Below are 22,064 nucleotides of genomic sequence, written 5' to 3'. Positions count from 1 at the left end.
TATTAAGCGAAGGACTTCTTGAATGCAGTAATGGCTGCAGTCAGTTCAGCTTCGTCCTTGCCTTCCTTGTCGAAAGCACGCTTTTCGTTCAGACGGTCCAGCAAAGCAGCGTGGCTGGTCTTCAGGAACTGGTGCAGACCAGATTCGAAGGGCAGCACTTGCTTGACTTCGATGTCGTCCATGAAGCCCTTGTTCACTGCGAACAGCGAAGAAGCCATCAGAGCGGTCGACAGAGGAGAGTACTGAGCTTGCTTGAGCAGTTCGGTCACGCGGGCACCGCGGTCCAGCTGCTTACGGGTGGCATCGTCCAGGTCGGAAGCGAACTGCGCGAAGGCAGCCAGTTCACGATACTGAGCCAGGTCGGTACGGATACCGCCGGACAGGCCCTTGACAACCTTGGTCTGAGCAGCACCACCCACGCGGGACACCGAGATACCGGCGTTGATAGCGGGACGCACGCCAGCGTTGAACAGGCTGGTTTCCAGGAAGATCTGGCCGTCGGTAATCGAAATCACGTTCGTGGGAACGAAAGCGGACACGTCGCCAGCCTGTGTTTCGATGATAGGCAGAGCGGTCAGAGAACCGGTCTTGCCCTTGACTTCACCCTTGGTGAAAGCTTCGACGTAGTCGGCGTTCACGCGAGCGGCACGCTCCAGCAGACGGCTGTGGAGATAGAACACGTCGCCGGGGAAGGCTTCACGTCCGGGAGGACGACGCAGCAGCAGCGAAACTTGACGGTAGGCCACAGCTTGCTTGGACAGATCGTCATAAACGATCAGAGCGTCTTCGCCGCGGTCGCGGAAGTATTCGCCCATCGTGCAGCCGGAGTAGGCCGACACGTACTGCATGGCAGCGGATTCGGAGGCGGTAGCCGCCACGACGATGGTGTATTCCATCGCGCCGGCTTGTTCCAGAGCGCGCACCACGTTCTTGATCGAAGAAGCCTTCTGACCAATCGCCACGTACACGCAGGTAACGCCTTGGCCCTTTTGGTTGATGATGGCGTCGATGGCCACGGCAGTCTTGCCGGTCTGACGGTCACCAATAATCAGTTCACGCTGACCACGGCCCACGGGAACCATGGAGTCGATGGACTTGATACCGGTCTGCAGAGGCTGATCCACGGATTGACGTGCGATCACACCAGGAGCAACCTTTTCGATCACGTCCGTCATCTTGGCATTGATGGGGCCCTTGCCGTCGATAGGCTGACCCAGGGCGTTCACCACGCGGCCGACCAGTTCGGGGCCCACGGGCACTTCCAGAATACGGCCAGTGCACTTGACGGTGTTGCCTTCTGCGATGTGCTCGTAAGCACCCAGAATCACGGCACCCACGGAGTCGCGCTCCAGGTTCAGGGCCAGACCGTAAGTGGGTTGACCGTCGGCGCCTGCGGGGAATTCCAGCATTTCGCCAGCCATCACATCCGACAGGCCGTGCACGCGCACGATACCGTCGGTCACCGACACCACGGTGCCTTGGTTACGGACGTCAGTGCTAGCAGCCAGCCCTTCAATGCGGCTCTTGATCAGTTCAGAAATTTCTGCGGGATTGAGTTGCATGACTCTTTCCTTCTTTCTTGTGTGTTAGCCGAGACCTCAAGCGCATTACGCGGTGAGGGCCGCTTTCATTTGTTCCAGACGGGCCTTGACGGAGGTGTCCAGCACCTCGTCGCCCACCACGACGCGAACGCCACCGATCAGCGATTCATCCTGCTTCACGGCGAGATTCAGCTTGCGGCCAAAGCGCTTTTCCAGCGTGGCGCCAAGCTCGGCCAGCGCTGCATCCTCAATGGGGAAAGCGCTGTACACCACGGCATCCGAAGAGCCGCTCTTGCTGTTCACGAGGCTGCGGAACTGGGCTGCCACTTCAGGCAGCGCGTCCAGACGGCCGTTTTCGAGGACCACACGCAGAAAATTGCGTGCAGACTCGGGCAATGCCGACTTGGCCACACCCGTGATGAGATCGAACACCTGCGTGCCGCTCACATTCGGATTGCCGGCCAGTTGGCGCAATTGCGGATTGGCGGCAATCGCCGCCAATTCCTCCACCCAAGCGACACTGTTGTTCAAATCTGCGCCTTGATCGGCGCAGGTCTTGAACAATGCTTCGGCGTAAGGGCGGGCAATGGTGGCGAGTTCTGCCATTTTTTGCGCTCCTTACAGCTCTGTCTTCAGGCGGTTCAGCAGATCAGCGTGGACGCCGGCATTGACTTCCTTCTTCAGGATCTGCTCGGCACCCTTGACAGCCAACGTTGCCACTTGCTCGCGCAGGGCTTCACGGGCAGCAATGGCTTGCTGTTCAGCTTCAGCGCGGGCAGCAGCAACAATCTTGTTGCCTTCTTCTGTCGCGCGGGCTTTGGCCTCTTCAATGATGGCCTGTGCACGACGTTCGGCGTCCGCAAGCCGCGAAGCTGTTTCGTTGCGCGTCTGGGACAGTTCTGCTTCAACGCGCTTGTTCACAGCGGTCAACTCAGACTTGGCCTTGTCGGCAGCAGCGAGGCCATCGGCGATTTTCTGGGCTCGCTCATCCAGTGCCTTCGCGATCGGGGGCCACACGAACTTCATCGTGAACAGCGCCAGAACCAGGAAAACACCAAGCTGAACGAACAGGGTCGCGTTAATACTCACGGCAACACCTTTCTATTTAGGGCGTTGAACGGAGCTTAGGCAACCAGTTGGAAGGGGTTGGCGAAGGCGAACAGCAGAGCGATAGCCACACCGATCAGGAAGGCGGCGTCGATCAGACCAGCCAAGATGAACATCTTGGTTTGCAGTTCGTTGATCAGCTCAGGCTGACGTGCCGAGGATTCCAGGAACTTGCCACCCATCAGAGCGATACCGATCGAAGCGCCGATAGCGCCCAGACCAACAATCAGACCACAAGCCAGAGCGACGAGACCGAGAACGTTTTCCATGATGACTCCTAGGGATTAAAGGAAGGTTGAGTGAAATAAAGGATTTCAGTGAGCTTCATGTGCCTGGCCGAGGTAAATCAGCGTCAGCATCATGAAAATGAAGGCTTGCAGGGTAATGATCAGGATGTGGAAGATCGCCCAGATCGAACCTGCAATGATGTGCCCCACAGGGAGCAACACACCGGAAAGCGACATGGCAGCCGCACCGCCCATCAAGGCGATCAGACAGAACACCAACTCACCAGCGTACATATTGCCGAACAGTCGCATACCGTGCGAAACCGTCTTGGCAATGTATTCAATGATTTGCATGGCCAGGTTCACAACACCCAGGATCACAGCAAACACGGGATTCTTAGAGGTACCGAACGGAGCGGTCACCAGCTCATGCGCCCAGCCGCCCATGCCCTTGATCTTCACGGAGTAGATCAGGCACAGCACCAGCACGCCGGTCGACAGACCCAGAGTGGTGGACAGGTCGGCAGTAGGCACGACGCGCAGATAGGCATGAGAGTCGCCCTGGGCGGTCTGCCACAGCACGGGCAGCAGGTCCACAGGCAGCATGTCCATGGCGTTCATCGCGAAAATCCAGACGAACACGGTCAAAGCCAGAGGAGCGATGAACTTGCGGGATTCGGCGTTGTGGATGTTGGCCTTGGCTTGGTTGTCCACCATCTCAACCAGCATCTCCACGGCAGCCTGGAAACGGCCAGGAACGCCGGAAGTCGCCTTGCGGGCAGCCAGCCAGAGGACGAACAGGCACAAAGCGCCCAGAGTCACACTCACGGCAATCGAATCCAGATTGAACACGGAGAAGTCGATGATGGACTTCTGCTTGATGTTCTGGAGGTGTTGCAAGTGGTGGACGATGTATTCACTTGCAGTTGGTGCGTGCGCTTCTGCGGCCATCGGTCAACTTCTCTCAAATATCAATCGGTTTTTGGACATTGGATCGCACCAGCAGTGCCACCCAATACGTTTTCATCACAACAATCAAGCCGACCAGCAACGCCAGCCAGCTCAGGTCGGGTACCAGTTTGGGTGCAGCCGCCAACATGGCGATGCACAGCACCAGCTTCACAAGTTCCCAACCGAAAATTCCTGCCATGGCCGCCCCGGCACCTCCCTGCCGCTGACGGACCACACCTCTTGCAAACAGGGCTGCTGGCAATACCACCGACAAGGCCCCATAGCCTGCCGACCAACCTGCCGCCATGCGTCCTGTCACCAGCCAGGCCAGCGCCGCAACCACAACTCCCACCACCGCCTGTACCGCAACAATGCGCCAGACCGAGACCTGGGGGAAGCGCGAGCGCCATGCCGAGGCTTCCTGAGCCGTGAGGGGCTTGAAGTCTTCGACTTCGTCCTCATCCTGGAAATCAGCGGGCATTTTCTGCATGTTTTCTTTCACGCCACTGACCCAATCAGACTCAGCACTTATCTAGTAACCTGGACAAGACTTTTTTACAAAGCCTCTGATTATAAGTAAAAACCCCCGAGGTTCGATAGGGGTTGATACTGCTATGTGTAAAAGGTCTTTGATGTCTTCTGCTACCTGTCGCCGCGAGCCAACACTTATGGCGGGCTCCCCTGGCGCGGCGCAAGTGTGCCTCAGTTGAAAGACCTGATTACCCGGAATTGCCCGTCAGCCGCCGGGGGCTTTGAGTGACCGCCAAGCCACGCGAAGCCGTGAATTAAGCCTACGCACCAGCCCCCCGTGCCGCCGTAGCGCACAATCTTTGCCAATGCAGCGCTGCCCCAGGCGCTGCCCAACTTCAGCCAGAACGGGAATAAAACCATGAGCGACTCCAACACCAATCCCCCAGCCGTCAACGAGCCAACCCAGCCCGAAGATCCGCGCAAGGATTCGCTGATCGAGTATCCAAGCCTGTTCCCCATCAAGGTCATGGGCATCAAAGACGATCATCTGGTGCACGAGATCACCAAGATTGCAGAGAAGTTCGACCCCAGCTTCGACGCCACCACCATCGAGCTGCGCCCCAGCTCGGGCGGCAAATACCTGGGCGTCACCATCACCATCACCGCCACCAGCCGCGAGCAACTGGACGACACCTATCGCGCCCTGACCTCTCACCCTCTGGTGAAGGTGGTTCTGTGAGCCAGGCACAAGCCAGCGCCGCGCAGCCAGCTATTGCCCCCGAGCCGATGGACTTGCGCACACTGGGGCGCACAGGTTATGAGGCGACGGTCGCCGCCATGCAGGAGTTCACACGTACCCGTGATGCGGGCACGCGTGACGAGCTATGGATTTGCGAGCACAGCCCGCATTTCACACAAGGGCTTGCCGGGAAAAGTGATCACTTGCTGCATCCCGGTGATATCCCGGTGGTAGCCACCAATCGCGGCGGCCAGGTGACCTATCACGGCCCCGGACAGGTCGTGGCCTATCCGCTGCTCGACCTGCAGCGCATGGGCTACTTCGTCAAAGAGTATGTATACCGACTGGAAGATGCCGTGATCCGCACGCTGGAGCACTTCGGCGTCACCGGTCACCGCGTGGCCGGCGCCCCAGGCATCTATGTGCGCCTCGACGACCCGCGCAGCCACGCCATGCTGGAGCAGCGCCCCCAGCAGCGCGAGCCCGGCAGCCCGGCGCCCGAGCCGCATTTCGAAGGCCTGGGCAAGATTGCGGCCCTTGGCATCAAAGTGAGCCGTCACAGCACCTACCACGGAGTGGCCCTCAATGTCGATATGGATTTGGAACCTTATTTGCGAATCAACCCTTGCGGATACGCAGGACTGAGAACCGTGGACCTTTCTACAATCGGCGTACAGACAACCTGGGACGAGGCCGCGCATGTGCTGGGCCGCCAGCTGAAAGCGCGTCTGACTCCCTGAAGGCAAGATCATGAGCACCAATGAAGTCGTGCGCGAAGCGCAATCCCAAGCCGATTACAACCCGCTGGCCAAGCAGAAGGCTGCCGCCAAGCTCTCGCGCATCCCCGTGAAGGTCGAGCAGGCCGAAGTGCTCAAGAAGCCCGAGTGGATCCGCGTCAAGGCGGGCAGCCCCAGCACTCGCTTTTACGAAATCAAGGACATTCTGCGCAAGAACAATCTGCACACGGTCTGCGAGGAAGCCTCCTGCCCCAATATCGGCGAATGCTTCGGCAAGGGCACGGCCACCTTCATGATCATGGGCGACAAGTGCACGCGCCGCTGCCCGTTCTGCGACGTGGGCCATGGCCGCCCCGATCCGCTGGATGTGAACGAGCCGCTGAACCTGGCACGCACCATTGCCGCGCTGCGCCTGAAGTACGTGGTGATCACCAGTGTGGACCGCGACGATCTGCGTGACGGTGGCTCGGGCCACTTTGTGGAATGCATCAAGAACATCCGCGAACTCTCACCCGAGACGCAGATCGAGATCCTGGTGCCCGACTTCCGCGGCCGCGATGACCGTGCTCTGGAAATCCTCAAGTCGGCTCCGCCCGATGTGATGAACCACAACCTGGAAACCGCACCGCGCCTGTACAAGGAAGCGCGCCCCGGTTCCGACTACCAGTTCAGCCTGAATCTGCTCAAGAAGTTCAAGGAACTGCACCCTGACGTGCCGACCAAGAGCGGCATCATGGTGGGTCTGGGCGAGACCGACGAGGAAATCCTGCAGGTGATGCGCGATATGCGCGCCCACAACATCGACATGCTGACCATCGGCCAGTACCTGGCACCTACCAACAGCCACCTGCCCGTGCGCCGCTATGTGCACCCCGACACCTTCAAGATGTTCGAGGAAGAGGCCTACAAGATGGGCTTCACCCATGCCGCCGTGGGCGCCATGGTGCGCTCGAGCTACCACGCCGATCAGCAGGCGCATGCCGCCGGCGTCTAAGCACCTGGACACTCAAAGCAAAAGCAGCCCTCGCGGCTGCTTTTTTCATGCTCAAGGCTGGGCCAGAACAGCGTCTTCAGTCAAAGCAGATGGCCAGGGCCATGAGCAGCGCTGCAGCGGTATCTGGCGACTCTTCGGAGATCTCCAATCAATGAAAAGATTTTGCTCTCGAGAAATTGCGGGCTTGGTCCGCACCATTGAGCAAGATGCAAGGCAGGGACAGGCAATAAAAAAGCTCCCGAATCAGGAGCTTCCAGCGCATTCATACCAACGATTTCATAGCACCTTTGACTTCATATACCTGCTGCGCTTGCGCAAGCAGCTATGAATTTCATATCACCCCAGCATGCATCGCAAAAAAAGCCTGGCTAACCGGCAAACCGCTGGCTGGCAAAAACGACTGCAGGCTGAACTGGCCTGACGAGTCGCCCCACGATGAAACTGAGCTGCGCAGCGTGTGTACCCCACCAGAGTTCTGCGCTGCAAGCTGGCTCGAATCTTAACACCAAATGAGAATCAATATCAATTAAATTTTCACAAAATGCTGTGCCGCCTCGGGACAGCCAAGCAGGCTTATCAATGGCATTGCAGCACCAGCCACGCCTTGTCAAAACGGCGGGCACGCAGATCGTCCCGGCGGATCCACAGATAGAGCTGGCCGTTATCGCCCCAGTTCATGCCCAGTTTTTCATCGGTGCCCAGCTGCAGCAGCAACAGCCACTGGCCCGCAGTCTCCCGTACGGCCTGCAACGCAGGATCCTGATAGGCCTGGCCATTGCCGCAGTACTGTCCGGCAGCCACCAGCGCGCATTCGGTCTGCATATCTCCCTGCACCGGCGTGGGCCAGCCTCCGATGCGATGACAGCAGGCGTCTTCGCCGTCGTTGCTGGCGTCGTTCTGCGCCTCGTCAAACCACCACTCGGCAAAAGCATCCTCCTGCTCTTCGGTCAGTGGCAGCTGCAGCGCGTTCCACTGGGCCGACTCCATGGACAAAGGCGCACGACAGGCGTGCAACTCACAGGTCGCAGGCTTGATCTGCCAGTCGGCACTGATGGCCTGCAGCGCCGCCGGTTGCTCATGGCGCTGCAGCTGGCTGCCGGCTTCATGCCACAGCGCCTTCAGCGAACAGGCGTCCGCCGGGTCGTAGCCCCAGGGCTGCTCCTCAAGGTCATAGAACAGCGACAACAGGCCTGAGCGCGGCATATCCTCATCGACAGGCCCGGCAGCCCAGACATCGGCAAAGTTGATCTGGGCCAGAAAATGCAGCGGAAACGGGTTCAGCAGCCGCTCGACATGCTGCAGTGCCTCGGCGCGGAATTTTTGCGCCTGTTCCGGCTTGGCCCAGCGCCAGCGACTATTGGGCGCCACGCTGTCTGCGCGGAGAGACTCCACGCGCTGATGCGTATCGGGATAAGGGCCACGCTCCGGCCAGCGCGTCTGTGCAGGCAAATCAGGGCAGCCTCCCAGCTTGGTTGCGCCGAGCGGAATTTCATCCTCGCCCTGCGCCAGCTGGGTCTGTAGCCAGACCGCAGGGCGGGACTGAGCCGCCAACTGGCGCGCCAGTTCGGCATCTTCCAGCACCGGCTCTATGGCCTGGGCTATTTCCTGCTCGGAGCAATAGTTCATCACACGGTCCTTGTCTGTGGGTCTACGCGCCAAGCATACGGCCAGCAAGGACACGGACTCTCGTGCCGCGTCGCTCCAGAACCTCAGGCCGCGACGTTGAGCAACTCGGCAGGACTTTCGCTGTCCATGACCTGCTCCGCCCAGGACTCCAGCTTTTGCGCATCGGCGCGCAGCACCTCCTGCTTGACGGCCAGAATCTGCGCGGGGTGCATGGAAAAGCTGCGCAGGCCCAGGCCCAGCAGCAGCCGCGTCATGCTCAGGTCACCGGCCATTTCGCCGCAGACGCAGATTTCCTTGCCCGCCGCATTGCAGGCCGCGATGACCTCGGCCACCAGCCGCAGCACTGCGGGGTGCATGGGGTCGTAGAGATGGGCCACCGCCTCATCGGCACGGTCGATGGCCAGCGTGTACTGGATCAGGTCGTTCGTGCCTATGGACAGAAAATCGAAATATTTGAGGAAGCTGCGCACCGTCAGGGCCGCCGCCGGGATCTCGATCATCGCGCCCAGCTTGACCGGACCATAGGAAATACCGCGCGCATCCAGCTCGGCCTGCGCCTGACGCAACTGCGCCAGCGTCAGCTCGATTTCGCTGCGATGCGCCAACATGGGAAACAGCAGCTTGACCTGACCATAGGCCGCCGCCCGCAAGATGGCGCGCAACTGGGTGCGGAACATGACCGGGTCAGCCAGGCTCCAGCGGATGGCGCGCAGCCCCAGCGCGGGGTTCAGGTAATAGTCCTTGGGCTGGGCCTTGTCCAGCGGCTTGTCGGCGCCCACATCCAGCGTGCGGATGGTGACAGGCATGCCCTGCATGCTGTCGATGATTTCGCGATAGGCCCGGTACTGCTCTTCCTCGCCGGGCAGATTGCCGCTGCGGCCCATGAAAAGAAACTCGGTACGGAACAGCCCCACGCCCACAGCGCCAGCACGCACGGCGGCCACGCCATCGCTGGGCTGCTCGATATTGGCCAGCAGCTCGACCTTTTGTCCATCCATCGTCAGCGATGGCGTATAGCGCAGGCGCGACAAACGCTCTCGCTCCAGCTCGTTCTGGCGCTGACGGAAGCCATATTCGGCCAGGATGATGGGCGTAGGGTCGACGATGACCACGCCCTCGTTGCCGTCGATGATGACCCAGTCATCCTGGCGTATCAGCTGGCTGGCGGCACGCGCCCCCACCACGGCGGGGATGTCCATGCTGCGCGCCACAATCGCCGTGTGGCTGGTCTTACCGCCCACGGCCGTGATGAAGCCGGCAAACACCTTGCTCTTGAACTGCAGCATGTCGGCCGGTGACAGATCCTGCGCCACCAGCACCAGCGGAGTGTCCGCAGTGCCATCAAGCTCCAGCTGCCCCAGCGGGTCTGCCGCGCGCGTTGGCGCGGGCTCCACGGCTGGAGAGACGGGGCTGGCCGCACCTTTCATATGCCGCAAGATGCGCTCTACCACTTGCTCCAGATCGGCCTTGCGCTCGCGCAGGTACTCATCGTCCATCTCGTCAAACTGGCGCGAGATGATTTCCAGCTGGGTGGTTAACGCCCATTCGGCGTTGTACAGGCGCTCGGAAATCCAGTTGCGGATGGCCTCGGCCAGCGCCTGGTCCTGCAGCAGCATCAGATGCACGTCCAGCAACGCATCCAGCTCGCCAGGTGCATCCTTGGGCATTTCCTCCTGCAGGCGGCGCAGCTCTTCGATCACGGCATTGCGCGCGCCCCTGGCTCGCGCAATCTCCGCCTCCACCTGATCGGGGCGGATGAAGTAGTGCACCACCTCCATGCGACTGGAAGCGACCACCACCGCGCGCCCAATCGCAATGCCCCTGGATACGGCCAGACCATGGATGGCAAATGTCATAGCGAATGCCCTTTCGCGAAAACCGCGATTGCTTTTTGCTCTTTTTTTCGCAGCAGACAGCACGTATCCCTGCCGCATGCCGGCATGAAAACCTGCTCTTTGCTACGAGCGGCAGGGGCTAGCTTCCACCCTTGCCTATCGTCAATCCTGCATCTGGCGGCCATGCCCCAGACGCCCTGTGAGACCAGTTCTTACTGACCTTCACCAAATTTGTCGTCGATCAGCGCCACCAAGGCATCGGTGGCCTGCTGCTCCTGCTCGCCATCGGTTTCCAGCTCCAGCTCCGAGCCAATGCCCGCGGCCAGCATCATCACTCCCATGATGCTTTTGGCATTGACGCGGCGCTCGCCCTTGGTCAGCCAGACTTCGCAGGGAAAGCTGCCGGCCAGCTTGGTGAGCTTGGCCGACGCACGGGCGTGCAGGCCCAATTTATTGCTGATGGTGATGTTGGTCTTGATCATGAGAGGGTCGTGCGCTTTGATTTTGTCGGGAACTGCTGGCCACCTGCATCACTCCCTGGCTGCCGCCCACCATGGCCCGGGACACCAGCTCGTCCAGCGGCTCATGTCGATAGCCGATGGAGCGCAACAGCATGGGCAGATTCACCCCGGCCACCAGCCGCGCAGGCAACTGGGCCGTCAGGCGCTGAGCCACATTGCAGGGCGTGGCACCGAACAAATCGGTCAGCACCAATGTGGAGACCTCCATGCCGCCGTGAGCGGCCAGCAAGGCCTGGGCACGCTCCAGCGTGGCCTCGGGCGCCTCGCTGGCGGGGACATCCAGCGCCAGCACATCGTCTGCGCTGTCGGCAAAGACGTGCAGGGCACACTCGCGCAGAGCGGAAGCCAGCGGTGCGTGGGTGAGCAAAAGAATGCGCGTGGTCATGTAATCACAGTTCTTGATGGCAAATTATGGCGCTTGAAGGCCGAAGTCTGGGTCTCGTGGCGTAGGTAAAAGCAAGGGGACATGGCGTCGGACCAGCGCCCTACTGCAGCTGCAGCCCTGAAAAGAACATATCGGCCTCGGCGGGCTGCGCCTTGCGCCCATAGATCACCGCGTGATAAAGCCGCACACCCGTCCCTTCGATACGCGCAAACCAGAGACCATGCCCTGTCACTTTCTGACCCTGGCTGCTTAGTCCCTCGAAAGTGATGCGCCGGGATTGCGGCAGATTCAGTGCGCCCCTGGGCACCCAGGGACCATCTCCTTGCGCTTGCAATACCGCCGCACTGCCGGGGTCAGTCTCGGAGCGCAGCTGATTGAGCACCGCCTGCTGCCAGTAACCCAGCGCCCTGGCCGCACCAGCCGGATCAGCGAGCTGAAAGTGCGAGACCGCATAGGTCGAGCCTTGGGCTTCGCAGCCCAGCACCGACAGCTGCACTACCGCGGGCCCCATGGGAACCGGGCGCGTAGCTGCCTGCGGATCGCAAGGCAGAGTGATCTGCAGCGCAGCGTCCTTGAGCTGCACCGTACGCCAATTGAGCGCAGGACTGCAGGCCGCCAGCAGCACGATGCTGCAGGCCAGCATTGCCGAAGCTGCCAGTCCCGAAGTTCTCATATCGGCATTATCTTTAGCCCCCACAGGGGCTTGCGCCATAAAGCCCTAGGGTTGACCCGGGGCAGGCAGAGGACAGATTGAACTTTTACGCAAGACTGGAGCTCCAAACCTGCAGACCAGCAAGGTGCTGATCATTTGTGCACAATCCCACCATGGCAAGCAAACATTGGATCGCAGGCGTAGTGGCTGCCGCCGTCATTGGCGTCGGAGCCTGGGTGTATTCGGGCGCCGGTCAGTCGGCTGCACCTCAGTCCACATTCGTGCTGCTGGACGGCAGCCAGAAGACGACGGCCGACCTCAAGGGCAAGGTCACGCTGGTCAACTTCTGGGCCACCAGCTGCACCACCTGCGTGGCGGAGATGCCCGAGATCATCAGCACGCACAACAAATACAAGGACAAGGGCTTCGACACCCTGGCCGTGGCCATGAGCTACGACCCACCCAGCTATGTGGTGAACTTTGTCGAGTCGCGCAAGCTGCCTTTCAACGTAGCGCTGGACAACACTGGCGGCGTGGCCAAAGCCTGGGGCGATGTGCAGCTCACGCCCTCGACCTTCATCGTCAACAAGCGCGGTGAAATCGTGAAGAGCTATGTGGGAGCACCCAACTTCGAAGAGCTGCACAAGCTGATCGAGAAGCTTCTGGCAGAGCCGGCTGCAGCTTGATTCAAAACCATAGCTGGCAGCGCTTGATAGCAGGTCACTTCAATATCAAAAGCACCTGAAACATAGAAATAGCAAGCGGCAGTAGCTCACAAAAAAACCGACCAATGGTCGGTTTTTTCATGCCTGGAGCATCGAATGATGCTGCCCCTGGGGGAAGCCGCGCAGCGGCTCAGGGGGGTTACTTGTTCCGGAAGCTGTCGTGGCAGCTCTTGCAGCTATTGGCAGCGGGGCCAAAAGCGGCCTTGAGACTGTCCACATTGCCCACCTTGGCGGCGGCATTGAGCTTGACCGCTTCGGCCTGCATCTTGTCCGACAGATCATGGAACTTGGCCTGTTCCTTCCACACTTCGGGCTTGGACTTGCCACCTTCGGTGCCGGCACCAAAGCCAGCCCATGGCAGCTTGGACATGAAGGCCACGATCTCGGCGCTCTCCTGCGCGCTCTTGGCGTCATAAGCCATCTTGCCATTGGCCATGGCGCCCAGGCGGCCGAAATGCGTGCCCAGCACGCTCAAAGCGCTCTGACGGTACTTGATGGCATCTTCAGGCTTCGCAAACTGGGCCGACGCTGGCAGGGCCACGGTGGCAATCACTGCAGCCAAAGCCAGGGTGGAGAAAACTTTCATCGGGTCATCCTTTCTGAGTATCGACAAGCTGCCTCGAGCGGACAGTCCGCGCAGTATCGCAGACGCTTGTGTCGACAACGCACTGCGGCCTGCGTCGCAAGGCACAATGCTGCAGGCACCACTTCCCTCCACAAGCACATGACGCCCACTCGCCCCGCCACTCACACCATTCGCATCTGGGATCTGCCCACGCGCCTGTTTCACTGGCTGCTGGCTCTATGCATCGTGGCGCTGGTGGTGACCGCCAAACTCGGCGGCAATGCGATGAACTGGCATCTGATCCTGGGGCAGGTCGTGCTGGCCCTGCTGATCTTTCGGCTGCTCTGGGCACTGGTGGGCGGCTACTGGTCGCGGCTGATGCAACTGCTGCCCTCGCCCTCCGCACTCTCGCGTTATCTGCGCGGTGCAGCCCATGTCAGCGACCGCGCCGGCCATAACCCGCTGGGCGCGCTTTCCGCGCTGACCATGCTCGTGGCTCTGATAGCGCAGGTCGCAAGCGGGTTGCTGGCAGATGATGAAATTGCCTTCAGCGGGCCGCTGACGCGCTTCGTCTCGGGCGAGACCATCTCCACGGCCACGCATTACCACGCGCATTGGGGGCAGTATCTGATTTATGCGCTGGTCGGCCTGCACCTCGTTGCCATCGCCTGGTACAGCCTGCGCGGCCACCGCCTGGTGCCTGCCATGATCAGCGGCGACAAGCAGCTGGAGTCCCCGGTCACCTCCGCACGCGACAGCCTTGGCACCCGACTGCTGGCCGCCGTGCTGGCCCTGGTCTCCAGCGGCCTTGCCTGGTGGGTGCATCAGCTGGGCCAGGTGGCATCCTTTTAATAAAACACCTTTACAGACGCTGAGCAAGGCAACGCTTTCACCCTGTTTCGTTCTTGCCGCTACACTGAGTCTTCTTTCATCATTGCCTAGTTGCCGTGGACAAGCCTGCCGTGGACTTGCTGGCTCCAGCCCCCGAAGAAATGGATGCAGTGCGCCAGATCTTTCAGGAGTATGCAGACAGCCTGAACATTGACCTGAAATTTCAAGGATTCGAATCCGAAATCGCTGACCTCCCCGGCGACTATGCCGCACCTCGCGGTCAGATTCTGCTGGCTCGCGTGGACGGCGCACTGGCAGGCTGCTGTGCTCTGCGCCCGCTTGACGACTGCGACTACCCCAACGCTGCCGAAATGAAGCGCCTGTATGTGCGCAAGGCCTTTCGCGGCTTTGGCCTGGGTCGTCAACTGGCCGAAGCCATGCTCGACGCCGCACGTCAGGCCGGCTATGACCATGTGCTGCTCGACACCCTGGACGATATGGAGGCCGCCCGCGCGTTGTATGTGGACCTGGGTTTCGAGTCCATCGACCCCTACTATCACAACCCGCTTCCTGGTGCGCATTACCTCAAGGCGGATCTGTTCTGAGCTCTGAATGCAAAAAAGGCATTGCCGAATTGGCAATGCCTTTTCATATCGAGCACTCCCCATAAAGCCGGCGCACTCCAGAGCAGAGGGAGGCCGAGCAAGAGCCGCCTCGCGGCGGGGGCGCCTTCGTCCCCCTTCAGGGGGAAGGCGCGCTAGCGACTCAGGGGAGCATTTGATCAGGCCTTGGCCTGGGCCAGCAGGGTGTCGGCGCCGCTGACTTCGAACTTGCCCGGGCCTTCCACGTTCAGCGTGGCAACCTTGCCGTCCTTGACCAGCATGGAGAAGCGGTTGGCGCGCAGACCCAGGCCCTTGCCGTTAAGGTCCAGCGTCAGGCCGGTCGCCTTGGCAAATGCGGCATCGCCGTCGGCAATCATGCGCACCTTGCCGCCAACCTTCTGGTCACGGCCCCAGGCGCCCATCACAAAGGCGTCATTCACCGCCAGGCACCAGATTTCATCCACGCCCGCAGCCTTGAGCGCATCGGCCTGAGCCACGTAGCCAGGCAGGTGCTTTTCGGAGCAGGTGGGTGTGAAAGCGCCGGGCACGGCAAACAGGGCAATGGTCTTGCCGGCCAGGGCTTCAGGCAGCTTGACGGGGTTGGGGCCGATGCTGCAGCCGTTACCTTCCACTTCCACATACTCGGTCAGTGTGACGGTGGGCAGTGTGTCTCCAACTTTGATCATGAATTTCTCCTTGGTTGCATCAGCATGGGCCACCGGAATTGACGGCCCAAATAAAAAAACGACCCACGCATTGTGGGTCGTTTTTAGAGGCGTTGCAGCCGGTGGTGCCAGTTAGGCTTACACCAGAGCAGCCTTTTGCACCAAGCGGGTAGCAACCCAGTTCTTGGTCTTGGAGAGAGGACGGCTCTCGGTGATTTCAACCACGTCACCCAGCTTGTACTCACCTTGCTCGTCGTGAGCGTGGTACTTGCTCGACTTGATCATGATCTTGTCGTAGATGGGGTGCTTGACGCGGCGTTCCACCAGAACGGTCACGGTCTTGGCACGCTTGTCGCTGACCACCTTGCCAATCAAGGTGCGCTTGAGGGATGTTTTAGCTTCCGTCATGTCGGCTCCTTACTTGGCGGCTTGCTTTTCAGCAAGGATGGTCTTGGCACGAGCGATGTCGCGGCGCGTGGCCTTGAGGGTCGCAGTGTTGCCCAGTTGTTGCGTGGCCTTTTGCATGCGCAGACCGAAGTGAGCCTTTTGCAGGGACTTCACTTCAGCTTCCAGACCAGCCACGTCTTTTTGGCGGAGTTCAGCAGATTTCGTCATGTTGATCTCCTTAAGCACCAATGTGACGGGACACGAAGGTCGTGCGCAGAGGCAGCTTCGCAGCAGCCAGGCGGAACGCTTCACGGGCCAGCTCTTCAGGCACACCCACGATTTCGTAGATCACCTTGCCGGGCTGGATTTCGGCCACGTAGTACTCGGGGTTGCCCTTACCGTTACCCATACGCACTTCGGCGGGCTTGGTAGAGATGGGCTTGTCCGGGAACACGCGGATCCAGATACGACCACCACGCTTGACGTGACGGGAAATTGCACGACGTGCAGCTTCGATCTGGCGTGCGGTCAGACGACCACGGTCAGTAGACTTCAAACCGAAATCGCCGAAAGCAACGGAGTTGCCACGGGTAGCGATGCCGGTGTTGCGGCCTTTTTGCTCCTTACGGAACTTGCGGCGTGCAGGTTGCAGCATGTTTATTCTCCTTTACCGTCCGCTGCTGTAGCGGGCGCGTCAGCCTTACGAACGCGCTTAACGGAATCAGCACCAGCGCCAGCAGGCTTGTCGCTGCCATCGGCAGGAGCGGCATTGGTACCAGCGGGACGGCGACCACCGCGGCCAGCGCCATCACGACGACCGTCGCGACGGGGACCACGAGGACGACGCTCGTCGTCAGGACGGGGCGTTTCCACGGCGGGCAGGTCGTTGCGGCCCAAGGTATCACCCTTGTAGACCCAGACCTTCACGCCGATGATGCCGTAAGTCGTCTTGGCTTCGGAGAAGCCATAGTCGATGTCAGCACGCAGAGTGTGAAGAGGCACGCGGCCTTCACGGTACCACTCGGTACGAGCGATTTCGATACCGTTCAGACGACCGGACGACATGATCTTGATGCCTTGAGCACCCAGACGCATGGCGTTCTGCATGGCACGCTTCATGGCGCGGCGGAACATGATGCGCTTTTCCAGCTGCTGGCAGATGGAGTCAGCGATCAGCTTGGCATCGATTTCAGGCTTGCGCACTTCTTCGATGTTCACTGCGACAGGCACGCCCAGACGGGTAGCGAGTTCCTTCTTCAGCGCCTCGATGTCTTCACCCTTCTTGCCGATCACCACGCCCGGACGAGCCGAGAAGATGGTGATGCGGGCGTTCTTGGCAGGACGCTCGATCAGAACGCGAGCCACGGCAGCGTTCTTCAGCTTGGCCTTCAGGTACTCACGCACCTTGATGTCTTCGGCCAGCATGCCGGCGAAGTCACGGTTGCTAGCGTACCAGCGGCTTGCCCAGTTGCGGCTCACCGCCAGACGGAAGCCGGTAGGATGGATTTTCTGTCCCATATTCTTCCTTAAGGCCTCAGTTACCCACTGTCACGTAGATGTGGCAGGTAGGCTTGCTGATGCGGTTACCACGGCCCTTGGCGCGAGCAGTGAAACGCTTGAGCGTGGTGCCTTGTTCGACGTAGATGGTCTTGACCTTCAGTTCGTCGATATCGGCGCCGTCATTGTGCTCAGCGTTGGCGATAGCGGATTCCAGAACCTTCTTCACGATCACGGCAGCTTTTTTCTGCGTGAACTGGAGAATGTTCAGAGCTTGATCCACCTTCTTGCCGCGGATCAGATCCGCGACCAGGCGACCCTTGTCAACAGACAGGCGGACGCCACGGAGAACAGCACGTGTTTCAGACATGTTCTATTCCTTACTTCTTGGCTTTCTTGTCCGCAGGGTGACCCTTGAAGGTACGAGTCAGCGCGAATTCACCCAGCTTGTGGCCGACCATCTGGTCAGTCACATAAACCGGCACGTGTTGCTTGCCGTTGTGCACGGCGATGGTCAGACCGATGAACTCGGGCAGAACCATGGAGCGACGCGACCAGGTCTTCACTGGCTTCTTATCCTTGGTGGCAACGGCCTTTTCGACCTTGGCCAGCAAGTGATGGTCAACAAACGGACCCTTTTTAAGAGAACGAGTCATTTGCTACCCCTTACTTCTTACGGCGCGACACGATCATGGTCTGTGTGCGCTTGTTGTTACGGGTGCGGTAGCCCTTCGTCAGATTGCCCCATGGGTCAACTGGGTGACGGCCTTCACCGGTCTTACCTTCACCACCACCGTGCGGGTGGTCGACAGGGTTCATGACCGTACCGCGGACGGTAGGACGAATACCCATCCAACGCTTCACACCGGCCTTGCCCAGACGGCGCAGGCTGTGTTCTTCGTTGGCAACTTCACCGATGGTGGCGCGGCACTCGATGTGCACCTTGCGGACTTCGCCCGAACGCATACGCACTTGAGCGTAGATGCCTTCGCGAGCCAGCAGAGTGGCGGAGGTACCAGCCGAGCGAGCGATCTGAGCACCGGCACCGATCTTCAGTTCGATGCAGTGGATGGTCGAGCCCACGGGGATGTTGCGGATAGGCAGGGTGTTGCCCACGCGGATAGGAGCTTCGGAGCCGCTGATGATGGTGGCGCCCACTTCCAGGTTGCGAGGAGCAATGACGTAGCGACGCTCGCCGTCTGCATAGCACACCAGAGCGATGTGAGCAGTACGGTTGGGGTCGTATTCAATGCGCTCAACCTTGGCGGGGATACCGTCCTTGTTGCGCTTGAAGTCCACCACACGGTAGTGGTGCTTGTGACCACCGCCCTTGTGGCGAGTCGTGATGTGACCGTTGTTATTACGACCGGCCTTCTGGAATTGAGCTTCCAGCAGGGGGGCAAAGCCCTCACCCTTGTGCAGGTGGTCGCGAGTAACCTTCACCGCGCCGCGTTGGCCGGGGGTCGTAGGTTTGAGCTTGATAACAGCCATGATTACGCAGCCTCCCCGGACAGGTTCAGCTCTTGACCAGGCTTGAGCATCACGTATGCCTTGCGAACGTTGTCGCGACGGCCCACGGTCTTGCCAAAGCGCTTGGTCTTGCCCTTGGTGTTCACCACAGACACGCCAGCCACTTCAACCTTGAACATCAATTCCACAGCGGCCTTGATTTCGGGCTTGGTAGCGTTCTGCAGCACCTTGAATGTCACAGCATTGGACTTTTCAGCAACCAGAGTGGCCTTTTCGGACACGATGGGAGCGACCAGCACTTGCATCAGACGACCTTCGTCAAACTTGGTAGTGCTCATGCGAACATCTCCTTGAGTTTGTCGATCGCACCCTTGGTGACGAGCACTTTCTTGTAGTGCACCAGCGACACGGGGTCTGCATAGCGCGGCTCAACCACGAACACGTTCTTCAGATTGCGGGATGCCAGGTACAGGTTCTCGTCGATTTCTTCAGCGATCACCATCACCGACGAAGACACGTTCATAGCCTTGAACTTGTCTGCCAGCACCTTGGTCTTGGGGGTATCCAGCGTCAGGGATTCCACAACTGCCAGACGGCCTTCGCGGGCCAGCTGAGACAGGATGGAAGCCATACCGGCGCGGTACATCTTCTTGTTGATCTTCTGCGAGAAGTTTTCTTCGGGCAGGTTAGGGAAGATGCGACCGCCGCCACGCCACAGAGGCGAGGAGGACATACCAGCACGTGCACGGCCTGTACCCTTTTGCTTGAAAGGCTTGGCAGTGGTGTGACGCACTTGTTCACGGTCCTTCTGAGCGCGAGTGCCTTGACGTGCGTTGGCACGGTAGGCAGTCACCAGCTGGTGGACCAGATCTTCGTTGAATTCACGACCGAACACAGTCTCGGGAGCTTCCACCTTGGAAGCAGCCTGGCCTTGTTCATTCAGGAGTTCGAGCTGCATTAGTTCGCTCCTTTGGAAGCTTTAGCCTTGATCGCGGGGCGCACGGAAACGAAGCCACCCTTGGCGCCAGGAATAGCACCCTTGATCAACAGCAGTTGGCGTGCTTCGTCGATACGAACCACGTCGAGGTTTTGAGTAGTGACGGTTTCGTCGCCCATGTGGCCGGTCATACGCTTGCCGGGGAACACACGACCGGGGTCCTGTGCCATACCGATCGAGCCGGGGACATTGTGCGAACGGCTGTTACCGTGCGAAGCGCGCTGCGACGAGAAGTTGTGACGCTTGATCGTGCCGGCGTAACCCTTACCGATGGAAGTGCCTTGCACGTCCACCTTCTGGCCAACGCTGAACAGTTCAGCCACAGGCAGAACAGCACCAGCGGCGTACTTGCCAGCGGTTTCATCAGTCACGCGGAATTCACGGGTCACTTCACCGGCTTCAACACCCGCCTTGGCGAGGTGGCCAGCTTGAGGCTTGGTCACGCGAGAAGCCTTGCGTGCACCGAAAGTGACCTGCAGGGCCACATAGCCATCGTTCTCTTGGGTTTTGACCTGAGTCACGCGGTTGTTAGAAACATCCACCACTGTGACAGGCACTGCGTCCCCATCATCAGTGAACAGACGCATCATGCCCACCTTGCGACCCAGCAACCCCAGGGAGTTGCTCAGACTCATTTGTTTGCTCCAAAACTTTTGCCGCTGAAACTGCAATTGGCCCAGCGTTGCGCCTCAGCCTTCAGGCCTAGCACACAAAAGAAGGTTAATAAAACTTCGCATCAAAAGCGAAGCCCCAAAGTTTAACGCGAACTGCTTTTTCAAGCAAGTTCGCGTTAAATAAAGACCCTCAAAAACCCCCAAGGATGTACCTCGGAGGGTTTCCAAAACTCTTATTGCAGTTTGATTTCGACGTCCACACCTGCGGGCAGGTCCAGCTTCATCAGAGCGTCAACCGTCTTGTCGGTGGGGTCAACGATGTCCATCAGACGCTGGTGAGTGCGGATTTCGAACTGGTCGCGGCTGGTCTTGTTGACGTGAGGCGAACGCAGGATGTCGAAACGCTTCATGCGTGTTGGCAGGGGCACAGGACCCTTGACAATCGCGCCGGTGCGCTTGGCGGTGTCAACGATTTCGGCTGCAGACTGGTCGATCAGCTTGTAGTCGAACGCCTTCAGGCGGATACGGATCTTTTGCTTAGACATTGTTAATTCCTAGCTTTTCTAAGAATTAGGCAATGATCTTGGCAACCACACCGGCACCAACAGTACGACCACCTTCGCGGATAGCGAAACGCAGACCTTCTTCCATAGCGATAGGAGCGATCAGCTTCACGGTGATCGACACGTTATCGCCAGGCATCACCATTTCCTTACCTTCGGGCAGCTCGATGGAGCCGGTCACGTCGGTCGTACGGAAGTAGAACTGAGGACGGTAGTTGTTGAAGAAAGGAGTGTGGCGACCGCCTTCGTCCTTCGACAGCACATACACCTCAGCGGTGAAGTGGGTGTGGGGCTTGATGGAGCCGGGCTTGCACAGCACTTGGCCGCGTTCCACGTCTTCACGCTTGGTGCCGCGCAGCAGCAGACCCACGTTGTCACCAGCTTGACCTTGGTCCAGCAGCTTGCGGAACATTTCCACGCCGGTCACGGTGGTCTTGACGGTGTCCTTGATACCGACGATTTCGATTTCTTCGCCAACCTTGATGATGCCGCGCTCGATACGGCCGGTCACCACGGTACCACGACCGGAGATGGAGAACACGTCTTCCACAGGCATCACGAAGGCGCCGTCAACAGCACGCTCGGGAGTGGGGATGTAGGTGTCCAGAGCTTCGGCCAGGCGCAGGATAGCGGGTTCACCCTTGTCGGATTGGTCGCCTTCCAGAGCCAGCTTGGCGGAACCGCGGATGATGGGAGTGTCATCACCGGGGAAGTCGTACTTGGACAGCAGCTCGCGCACTTCCATTTCGACCAGTTCCAGCAGTTCTTCGTCGTCCACCATGTCGGCCTTGTTCAGGAACACGATGATGTAGGGCACGCCCACCTGGCGCGACAGCAGGATGTGCTCGCGAGTCTGGGGCATGGGGCCGTCAGCAGCGGAGCAAACCAGGATAGCGCCGTCCATCTGGGCAGCACCGGTAATCATGTTCTTCACATAGTCAGCGTGACCGGGGCAGTCCACGTGAGCGTAGTGACGAGCAGCGGTTTCGTACTCGACGTGCGAAGTGTTGATCGTGATACCACGGGCCTTTTCTTCAGGCGCGTTGTCGATCTGCGAGTAGTCCTTGGCTTCACCGCCGAAGTGCTTGGACAGCACGGTGGCGATAGCAGCAGTCAGGGTGGTCTTGCCGTGGTCAACGTGACCGATGGTGCCCACGTTCACGTGGGGCTTGGTACGTTCGAATTTTTCTTTTGCCATGATTTCTCCGAAAGAGCAAAAACCTGTGTGATGTTTAAGGTCTGCACCTCATTGCTGATTCGCCCCGCACAGGAAACAGGACGGCATGGGATCGCAGACCGGCAAAATCGCAACAGCTCACAAGGAGCTGTTGCGATCAGAACCGGGGATTATGACCGATTCGT

At 59.6% G+C, this 22,064-nt stretch carries 31 protein-coding genes; 6 read left to right on the top strand and 25 right to left on the bottom strand.

What is annotated here, in order from left to right:
* Positions 1-2: 2 nt before the first annotated feature.
* The 6 genes from atpA to QMY55_RS01535 are packed head-to-tail and all read right to left on the bottom strand — an operon-like array spanning position 3 to position 4,307.
* Positions 3-1,562, bottom strand: a complete 1,560-nt coding sequence (atpA, locus tag QMY55_RS01560) for a F0F1 ATP synthase subunit alpha (protein WP_283486973.1) — start codon at positions 1,560-1,562, stop codon at positions 3-5.
* Between the two features lie 45 nt (positions 1,563-1,607).
* Positions 1,608-2,147: a F0F1 ATP synthase subunit delta gene (locus tag QMY55_RS01555; protein WP_283486972.1), complete on the bottom strand. Its 540-nt coding sequence runs from the start codon at positions 2,145-2,147 to the stop codon at positions 1,608-1,610.
* A 12-nt stretch (positions 2,148-2,159) separates the two neighbouring features.
* On the bottom strand, positions 2,160-2,630 hold the full coding sequence (locus QMY55_RS01550) for a F0F1 ATP synthase subunit B (protein ID WP_283486970.1): 471 nt from the start codon (positions 2,628-2,630) through the stop codon (positions 2,160-2,162).
* A gap of 35 nt (positions 2,631-2,665) precedes the next feature.
* Positions 2,666-2,917 (bottom strand): F0F1 ATP synthase subunit C, encoded by a 252-nt coding sequence (gene atpE / locus QMY55_RS01545; RefSeq protein ID WP_003059376.1) that lies wholly within the window; start codon positions 2,915-2,917, stop codon positions 2,666-2,668.
* Positions 2,918-2,962: 45 nt separating this feature from the next.
* Positions 2,963-3,826 (bottom strand): F0F1 ATP synthase subunit A, encoded by an 864-nt coding sequence (gene atpB, locus QMY55_RS01540; protein ID WP_003059377.1) that lies wholly within the window; start codon positions 3,824-3,826, stop codon positions 2,963-2,965.
* A 13-nt stretch (positions 3,827-3,839) separates the two neighbouring features.
* The gene (locus QMY55_RS01535; RefSeq protein ID WP_283486968.1) at positions 3,840-4,307 is read right to left on the bottom strand and encodes an ATP synthase subunit I; all 468 of its coding nucleotides are present in this window, start codon (positions 4,305-4,307) and stop codon (positions 3,840-3,842) included.
* Between the two features lie 408 nt (positions 4,308-4,715).
* On the opposite strand from QMY55_RS01535, the gene QMY55_RS01530 reads away from it, so the two are divergent.
* From QMY55_RS01530 to lipA, 3 genes are read left to right on the top strand one after another with little or no spacing between them, the layout of a single operon-like run.
* Complete coding sequence (locus QMY55_RS01530) at positions 4,716-5,036, top strand: YbeD family protein (protein ID WP_283486967.1); 321 nt, start codon at positions 4,716-4,718, stop codon at positions 5,034-5,036.
* A gap of 47 nt (positions 5,037-5,083) precedes the next feature.
* Positions 5,084-5,776 carry a lipoyl(octanoyl) transferase LipB gene (gene lipB, locus QMY55_RS01525; RefSeq protein WP_283488859.1) on the top strand — a complete coding sequence of 231 codons (693 nt, stop codon included), beginning with the start codon at positions 5,084-5,086 and terminating at the stop codon, positions 5,774-5,776.
* Between the two features lie 10 nt (positions 5,777-5,786).
* Positions 5,787-6,767, top strand: coding sequence for a lipoyl synthase (gene lipA / locus QMY55_RS01520; RefSeq protein ID WP_283486966.1), 981 nt, complete (start codon positions 5,787-5,789; stop codon positions 6,765-6,767).
* Between the two features lie 576 nt (positions 6,768-7,343).
* Here lipA and QMY55_RS01515 read toward each other — a convergent pair.
* The 5 genes from QMY55_RS01515 to QMY55_RS01495 form a co-directional block, all read right to left on the bottom strand.
* Entirely contained in the window at positions 7,344-8,393 is a 1,050-nt protein-coding gene (locus tag QMY55_RS01515) for a YwqG family protein (RefSeq protein ID WP_283486965.1), read from the bottom strand.
* 83 nt (positions 8,394-8,476) lie between these two features.
* A complete protein-coding gene (gene ptsP, locus QMY55_RS01510; protein WP_283486964.1) occupies positions 8,477-10,249 on the bottom strand; it encodes a phosphoenolpyruvate--protein phosphotransferase in 1,773 nt (590 codons plus the stop codon).
* 191 nt (positions 10,250-10,440) lie between these two features.
* Positions 10,441-10,710 (bottom strand): HPr family phosphocarrier protein, encoded by a 270-nt coding sequence (locus tag QMY55_RS01505; protein WP_283486963.1) that lies wholly within the window; start codon positions 10,708-10,710, stop codon positions 10,441-10,443.
* Positions 10,679-11,134 (bottom strand): PTS sugar transporter subunit IIA, encoded by a 456-nt coding sequence (locus tag QMY55_RS01500; RefSeq protein ID WP_283486962.1) that lies wholly within the window; start codon positions 11,132-11,134, stop codon positions 10,679-10,681. The genes QMY55_RS01505 and QMY55_RS01500 overlap by 32 nt, the downstream gene beginning before the upstream one ends.
* Before the next feature lie 100 nt (positions 11,135-11,234).
* Positions 11,235-11,807, bottom strand: a complete 573-nt coding sequence (locus tag QMY55_RS01495; RefSeq protein ID WP_283486961.1) for a hypothetical protein — start codon at positions 11,805-11,807, stop codon at positions 11,235-11,237.
* 152 nt (positions 11,808-11,959) lie between these two features.
* Between QMY55_RS01495 and QMY55_RS01490 the strand changes: the two genes are divergently transcribed.
* Positions 11,960-12,472 carry a TlpA disulfide reductase family protein gene (locus tag QMY55_RS01490; protein ID WP_283486960.1) on the top strand — a complete coding sequence of 171 codons (513 nt, stop codon included), beginning with the start codon at positions 11,960-11,962 and terminating at the stop codon, positions 12,470-12,472.
* 178 nt (positions 12,473-12,650) lie between these two features.
* Here the strand turns inward: QMY55_RS01490 and QMY55_RS01485 are convergent, their stop codons facing one another.
* Positions 12,651-13,097, bottom strand: coding sequence for a c-type cytochrome (locus QMY55_RS01485; RefSeq protein WP_283486959.1), 447 nt, complete (start codon positions 13,095-13,097; stop codon positions 12,651-12,653).
* Positions 13,098-13,235: 138 nt separating this feature from the next.
* On the opposite strand from QMY55_RS01485, the gene QMY55_RS01480 reads away from it, so the two are divergent.
* Together QMY55_RS01480 and QMY55_RS01475 are read left to right on the top strand one after the other, a co-directional pair.
* Positions 13,236-13,928 carry a cytochrome b/b6 domain-containing protein gene (locus QMY55_RS01480; protein WP_283486958.1) on the top strand — a complete coding sequence of 231 codons (693 nt, stop codon included), beginning with the start codon at positions 13,236-13,238 and terminating at the stop codon, positions 13,926-13,928.
* A 95-nt stretch (positions 13,929-14,023) separates the two neighbouring features.
* Positions 14,024-14,512, top strand: coding sequence for a GNAT family N-acetyltransferase (locus tag QMY55_RS01475; protein ID WP_283486957.1), 489 nt, complete (start codon positions 14,024-14,026; stop codon positions 14,510-14,512).
* A gap of 176 nt (positions 14,513-14,688) precedes the next feature.
* On the opposite strand, the gene QMY55_RS01470 is transcribed toward QMY55_RS01475, so the two are convergent.
* From QMY55_RS01470 to tuf, 13 genes are all read right to left on the bottom strand, one after another.
* The gene (locus QMY55_RS01470) at positions 14,689-15,195 is read right to left on the bottom strand and encodes a peroxiredoxin (protein ID WP_283486956.1); all 507 of its coding nucleotides are present in this window, start codon (positions 15,193-15,195) and stop codon (positions 14,689-14,691) included.
* Between the two features lie 117 nt (positions 15,196-15,312).
* The gene (gene rpsQ, locus QMY55_RS01465) at positions 15,313-15,582 is read right to left on the bottom strand and encodes a 30S ribosomal protein S17 (protein WP_003059401.1); all 270 of its coding nucleotides are present in this window, start codon (positions 15,580-15,582) and stop codon (positions 15,313-15,315) included.
* Positions 15,583-15,591: 9 nt separating this feature from the next.
* Entirely contained in the window at positions 15,592-15,789 is a 198-nt protein-coding gene (gene rpmC / locus QMY55_RS01460) for a 50S ribosomal protein L29 (protein ID WP_166309895.1), read from the bottom strand.
* A gap of 10 nt (positions 15,790-15,799) precedes the next feature.
* Complete coding sequence (gene rplP / locus QMY55_RS01455; RefSeq protein ID WP_003059405.1) at positions 15,800-16,216, bottom strand: 50S ribosomal protein L16; 417 nt, start codon at positions 16,214-16,216, stop codon at positions 15,800-15,802.
* Positions 16,217-16,218: 2 nt separating this feature from the next.
* Positions 16,219-17,079 carry a 30S ribosomal protein S3 gene (gene rpsC, locus QMY55_RS01450; protein WP_283486955.1) on the bottom strand — a complete coding sequence of 287 codons (861 nt, stop codon included), beginning with the start codon at positions 17,077-17,079 and terminating at the stop codon, positions 16,219-16,221.
* A gap of 16 nt (positions 17,080-17,095) precedes the next feature.
* The gene (gene rplV, locus QMY55_RS01445; RefSeq protein ID WP_003059408.1) at positions 17,096-17,428 is read right to left on the bottom strand and encodes a 50S ribosomal protein L22; all 333 of its coding nucleotides are present in this window, start codon (positions 17,426-17,428) and stop codon (positions 17,096-17,098) included.
* A 10-nt stretch (positions 17,429-17,438) separates the two neighbouring features.
* Positions 17,439-17,714, bottom strand: coding sequence for a 30S ribosomal protein S19 (gene rpsS, locus QMY55_RS01440; RefSeq protein ID WP_010467177.1), 276 nt, complete (start codon positions 17,712-17,714; stop codon positions 17,439-17,441).
* 10 nt (positions 17,715-17,724) lie between these two features.
* The gene (gene rplB, locus QMY55_RS01435; protein WP_003059414.1) at positions 17,725-18,549 is read right to left on the bottom strand and encodes a 50S ribosomal protein L2; all 825 of its coding nucleotides are present in this window, start codon (positions 18,547-18,549) and stop codon (positions 17,725-17,727) included.
* Positions 18,550-18,551: 2 nt separating this feature from the next.
* Positions 18,552-18,866 carry a 50S ribosomal protein L23 gene (gene rplW / locus QMY55_RS01430; protein WP_003059415.1) on the bottom strand — a complete coding sequence of 105 codons (315 nt, stop codon included), beginning with the start codon at positions 18,864-18,866 and terminating at the stop codon, positions 18,552-18,554.
* A complete protein-coding gene (gene rplD, locus QMY55_RS01425; protein ID WP_283486954.1) occupies positions 18,863-19,486 on the bottom strand; it encodes a 50S ribosomal protein L4 in 624 nt (207 codons plus the stop codon). Before rplD ends, rplW begins: the two co-directional genes overlap by 4 nt.
* Positions 19,486-20,160, bottom strand: coding sequence for a 50S ribosomal protein L3 (rplC, locus tag QMY55_RS01420; protein ID WP_003059417.1), 675 nt, complete (start codon positions 20,158-20,160; stop codon positions 19,486-19,488). The genes rplD and rplC overlap by 1 nt, the downstream gene beginning before the upstream one ends.
* Before the next feature lie 212 nt (positions 20,161-20,372).
* The gene (rpsJ, locus tag QMY55_RS01415; protein WP_003059431.1) at positions 20,373-20,684 is read right to left on the bottom strand and encodes a 30S ribosomal protein S10; all 312 of its coding nucleotides are present in this window, start codon (positions 20,682-20,684) and stop codon (positions 20,373-20,375) included.
* A 25-nt stretch (positions 20,685-20,709) separates the two neighbouring features.
* On the bottom strand, positions 20,710-21,900 hold the full coding sequence (tuf, locus tag QMY55_RS01410; RefSeq protein ID WP_283486951.1) for an elongation factor Tu: 1,191 nt from the start codon (positions 21,898-21,900) through the stop codon (positions 20,710-20,712).
* Positions 21,901-22,064 lie beyond the last annotated feature (164 nt).

It is taken from the genome of Comamonas resistens, assembly GCF_030064165.1.
Lineage (GTDB): Bacteria > Pseudomonadota > Gammaproteobacteria > Burkholderiales > Burkholderiaceae_C > Comamonas > Comamonas resistens.
The sequence above is the reverse complement of the archived record's forward strand: the minus strand, read 5'-3'. Positions and strand labels throughout refer to the sequence as shown.

Excerpts from the sequence above, each read along its gene's own strand:
- rplC (WP_003059417.1), bottom strand. The coding sequence starts at position 20,160 with ATGAGTCTGAGCAACTCCCTGGGGTTGCTGGGTCGCAAGGTGGGCATG.
- QMY55_RS01470 (WP_283486956.1), bottom strand. The coding sequence starts at position 15,195 with ATGATCAAAGTTGGAGACACACTGCCCACCGTCACACTGACCGAGTAT.
- lipA (WP_283486966.1), top strand. The coding sequence starts at position 5,787 with ATGAGCACCAATGAAGTCGTGCGCGAAGCGCAATCCCAAGCCGATTAC.
- QMY55_RS01535 (WP_283486968.1), bottom strand. The coding sequence starts at position 4,307 with ATGCCCGCTGATTTCCAGGATGAGGACGAAGTCGAAGACTTCAAGCCC.
- QMY55_RS01495 (WP_283486961.1), bottom strand. The coding sequence starts at position 11,807 with ATGAGAACTTCGGGACTGGCAGCTTCGGCAATGCTGGCCTGCAGCATC.
- rpsJ (WP_003059431.1), bottom strand. The coding sequence starts at position 20,684 with ATGTCTAAGCAAAAGATCCGTATCCGCCTGAAGGCGTTCGACTACAAG.
- tuf (WP_283486951.1), bottom strand. The coding sequence starts at position 21,900 with ATGGCAAAAGAAAAATTCGAACGTACCAAGCCCCACGTGAACGTGGGC.
- QMY55_RS01500 (WP_283486962.1), bottom strand. The coding sequence starts at position 11,134 with ATGACCACGCGCATTCTTTTGCTCACCCACGCACCGCTGGCTTCCGCT.
- rplP (WP_003059405.1), bottom strand. The coding sequence starts at position 16,216 with ATGCTGCAACCTGCACGCCGCAAGTTCCGTAAGGAGCAAAAAGGCCGC.
- QMY55_RS01530 (WP_283486967.1), top strand. The coding sequence starts at position 4,716 with ATGAGCGACTCCAACACCAATCCCCCAGCCGTCAACGAGCCAACCCAG.
- rpmC (WP_166309895.1), bottom strand. The coding sequence starts at position 15,789 with ATGACGAAATCTGCTGAACTCCGCCAAAAAGACGTGGCTGGTCTGGAA.
- QMY55_RS01505 (WP_283486963.1), bottom strand. The coding sequence starts at position 10,710 with ATGATCAAGACCAACATCACCATCAGCAATAAATTGGGCCTGCACGCC.
- rplB (WP_003059414.1), bottom strand. The coding sequence starts at position 18,549 with ATGGCTGTTATCAAGCTCAAACCTACGACCCCCGGCCAACGCGGCGCG.
- atpB (WP_003059377.1), bottom strand. The coding sequence starts at position 3,826 with ATGGCCGCAGAAGCGCACGCACCAACTGCAAGTGAATACATCGTCCAC.
- rpsS (WP_010467177.1), bottom strand. The coding sequence starts at position 17,714 with ATGACTCGTTCTCTTAAAAAGGGTCCGTTTGTTGACCATCACTTGCTG.
- lipB (WP_283488859.1), top strand. The coding sequence starts at position 5,084 with ATGGACTTGCGCACACTGGGGCGCACAGGTTATGAGGCGACGGTCGCC.
- QMY55_RS01515 (WP_283486965.1), bottom strand. The coding sequence starts at position 8,393 with ATGAACTATTGCTCCGAGCAGGAAATAGCCCAGGCCATAGAGCCGGTG.
- QMY55_RS01490 (WP_283486960.1), top strand. The coding sequence starts at position 11,960 with ATGGCAAGCAAACATTGGATCGCAGGCGTAGTGGCTGCCGCCGTCATT.
- rplD (WP_283486954.1), bottom strand. The coding sequence starts at position 19,486 with ATGCAGCTCGAACTCCTGAATGAACAAGGCCAGGCTGCTTCCAAGGTG.
- QMY55_RS01480 (WP_283486958.1), top strand. The coding sequence starts at position 13,236 with ATGACGCCCACTCGCCCCGCCACTCACACCATTCGCATCTGGGATCTG.
- rpsC (WP_283486955.1), bottom strand. The coding sequence starts at position 17,079 with ATGGGACAGAAAATCCATCCTACCGGCTTCCGTCTGGCGGTGAGCCGC.
- rpsQ (WP_003059401.1), bottom strand. The coding sequence starts at position 15,582 with ATGACGGAAGCTAAAACATCCCTCAAGCGCACCTTGATTGGCAAGGTG.
- rplW (WP_003059415.1), bottom strand. The coding sequence starts at position 18,866 with ATGAGCACTACCAAGTTTGACGAAGGTCGTCTGATGCAAGTGCTGGTC.
- atpA (WP_283486973.1), bottom strand. The coding sequence starts at position 1,562 with ATGCAACTCAATCCCGCAGAAATTTCTGAACTGATCAAGAGCCGCATT.
- QMY55_RS01555 (WP_283486972.1), bottom strand. The coding sequence starts at position 2,147 with ATGGCAGAACTCGCCACCATTGCCCGCCCTTACGCCGAAGCATTGTTC.
- QMY55_RS01485 (WP_283486959.1), bottom strand. The coding sequence starts at position 13,097 with ATGAAAGTTTTCTCCACCCTGGCTTTGGCTGCAGTGATTGCCACCGTG.
- atpE (WP_003059376.1), bottom strand. The coding sequence starts at position 2,917 with ATGGAAAACGTTCTCGGTCTCGTCGCTCTGGCTTGTGGTCTGATTGTT.
- ptsP (WP_283486964.1), bottom strand. The coding sequence starts at position 10,249 with ATGACATTTGCCATCCATGGTCTGGCCGTATCCAGGGGCATTGCGATT.
- rplV (WP_003059408.1), bottom strand. The coding sequence starts at position 17,428 with ATGTCTGAAACACGTGCTGTTCTCCGTGGCGTCCGCCTGTCTGTTGAC.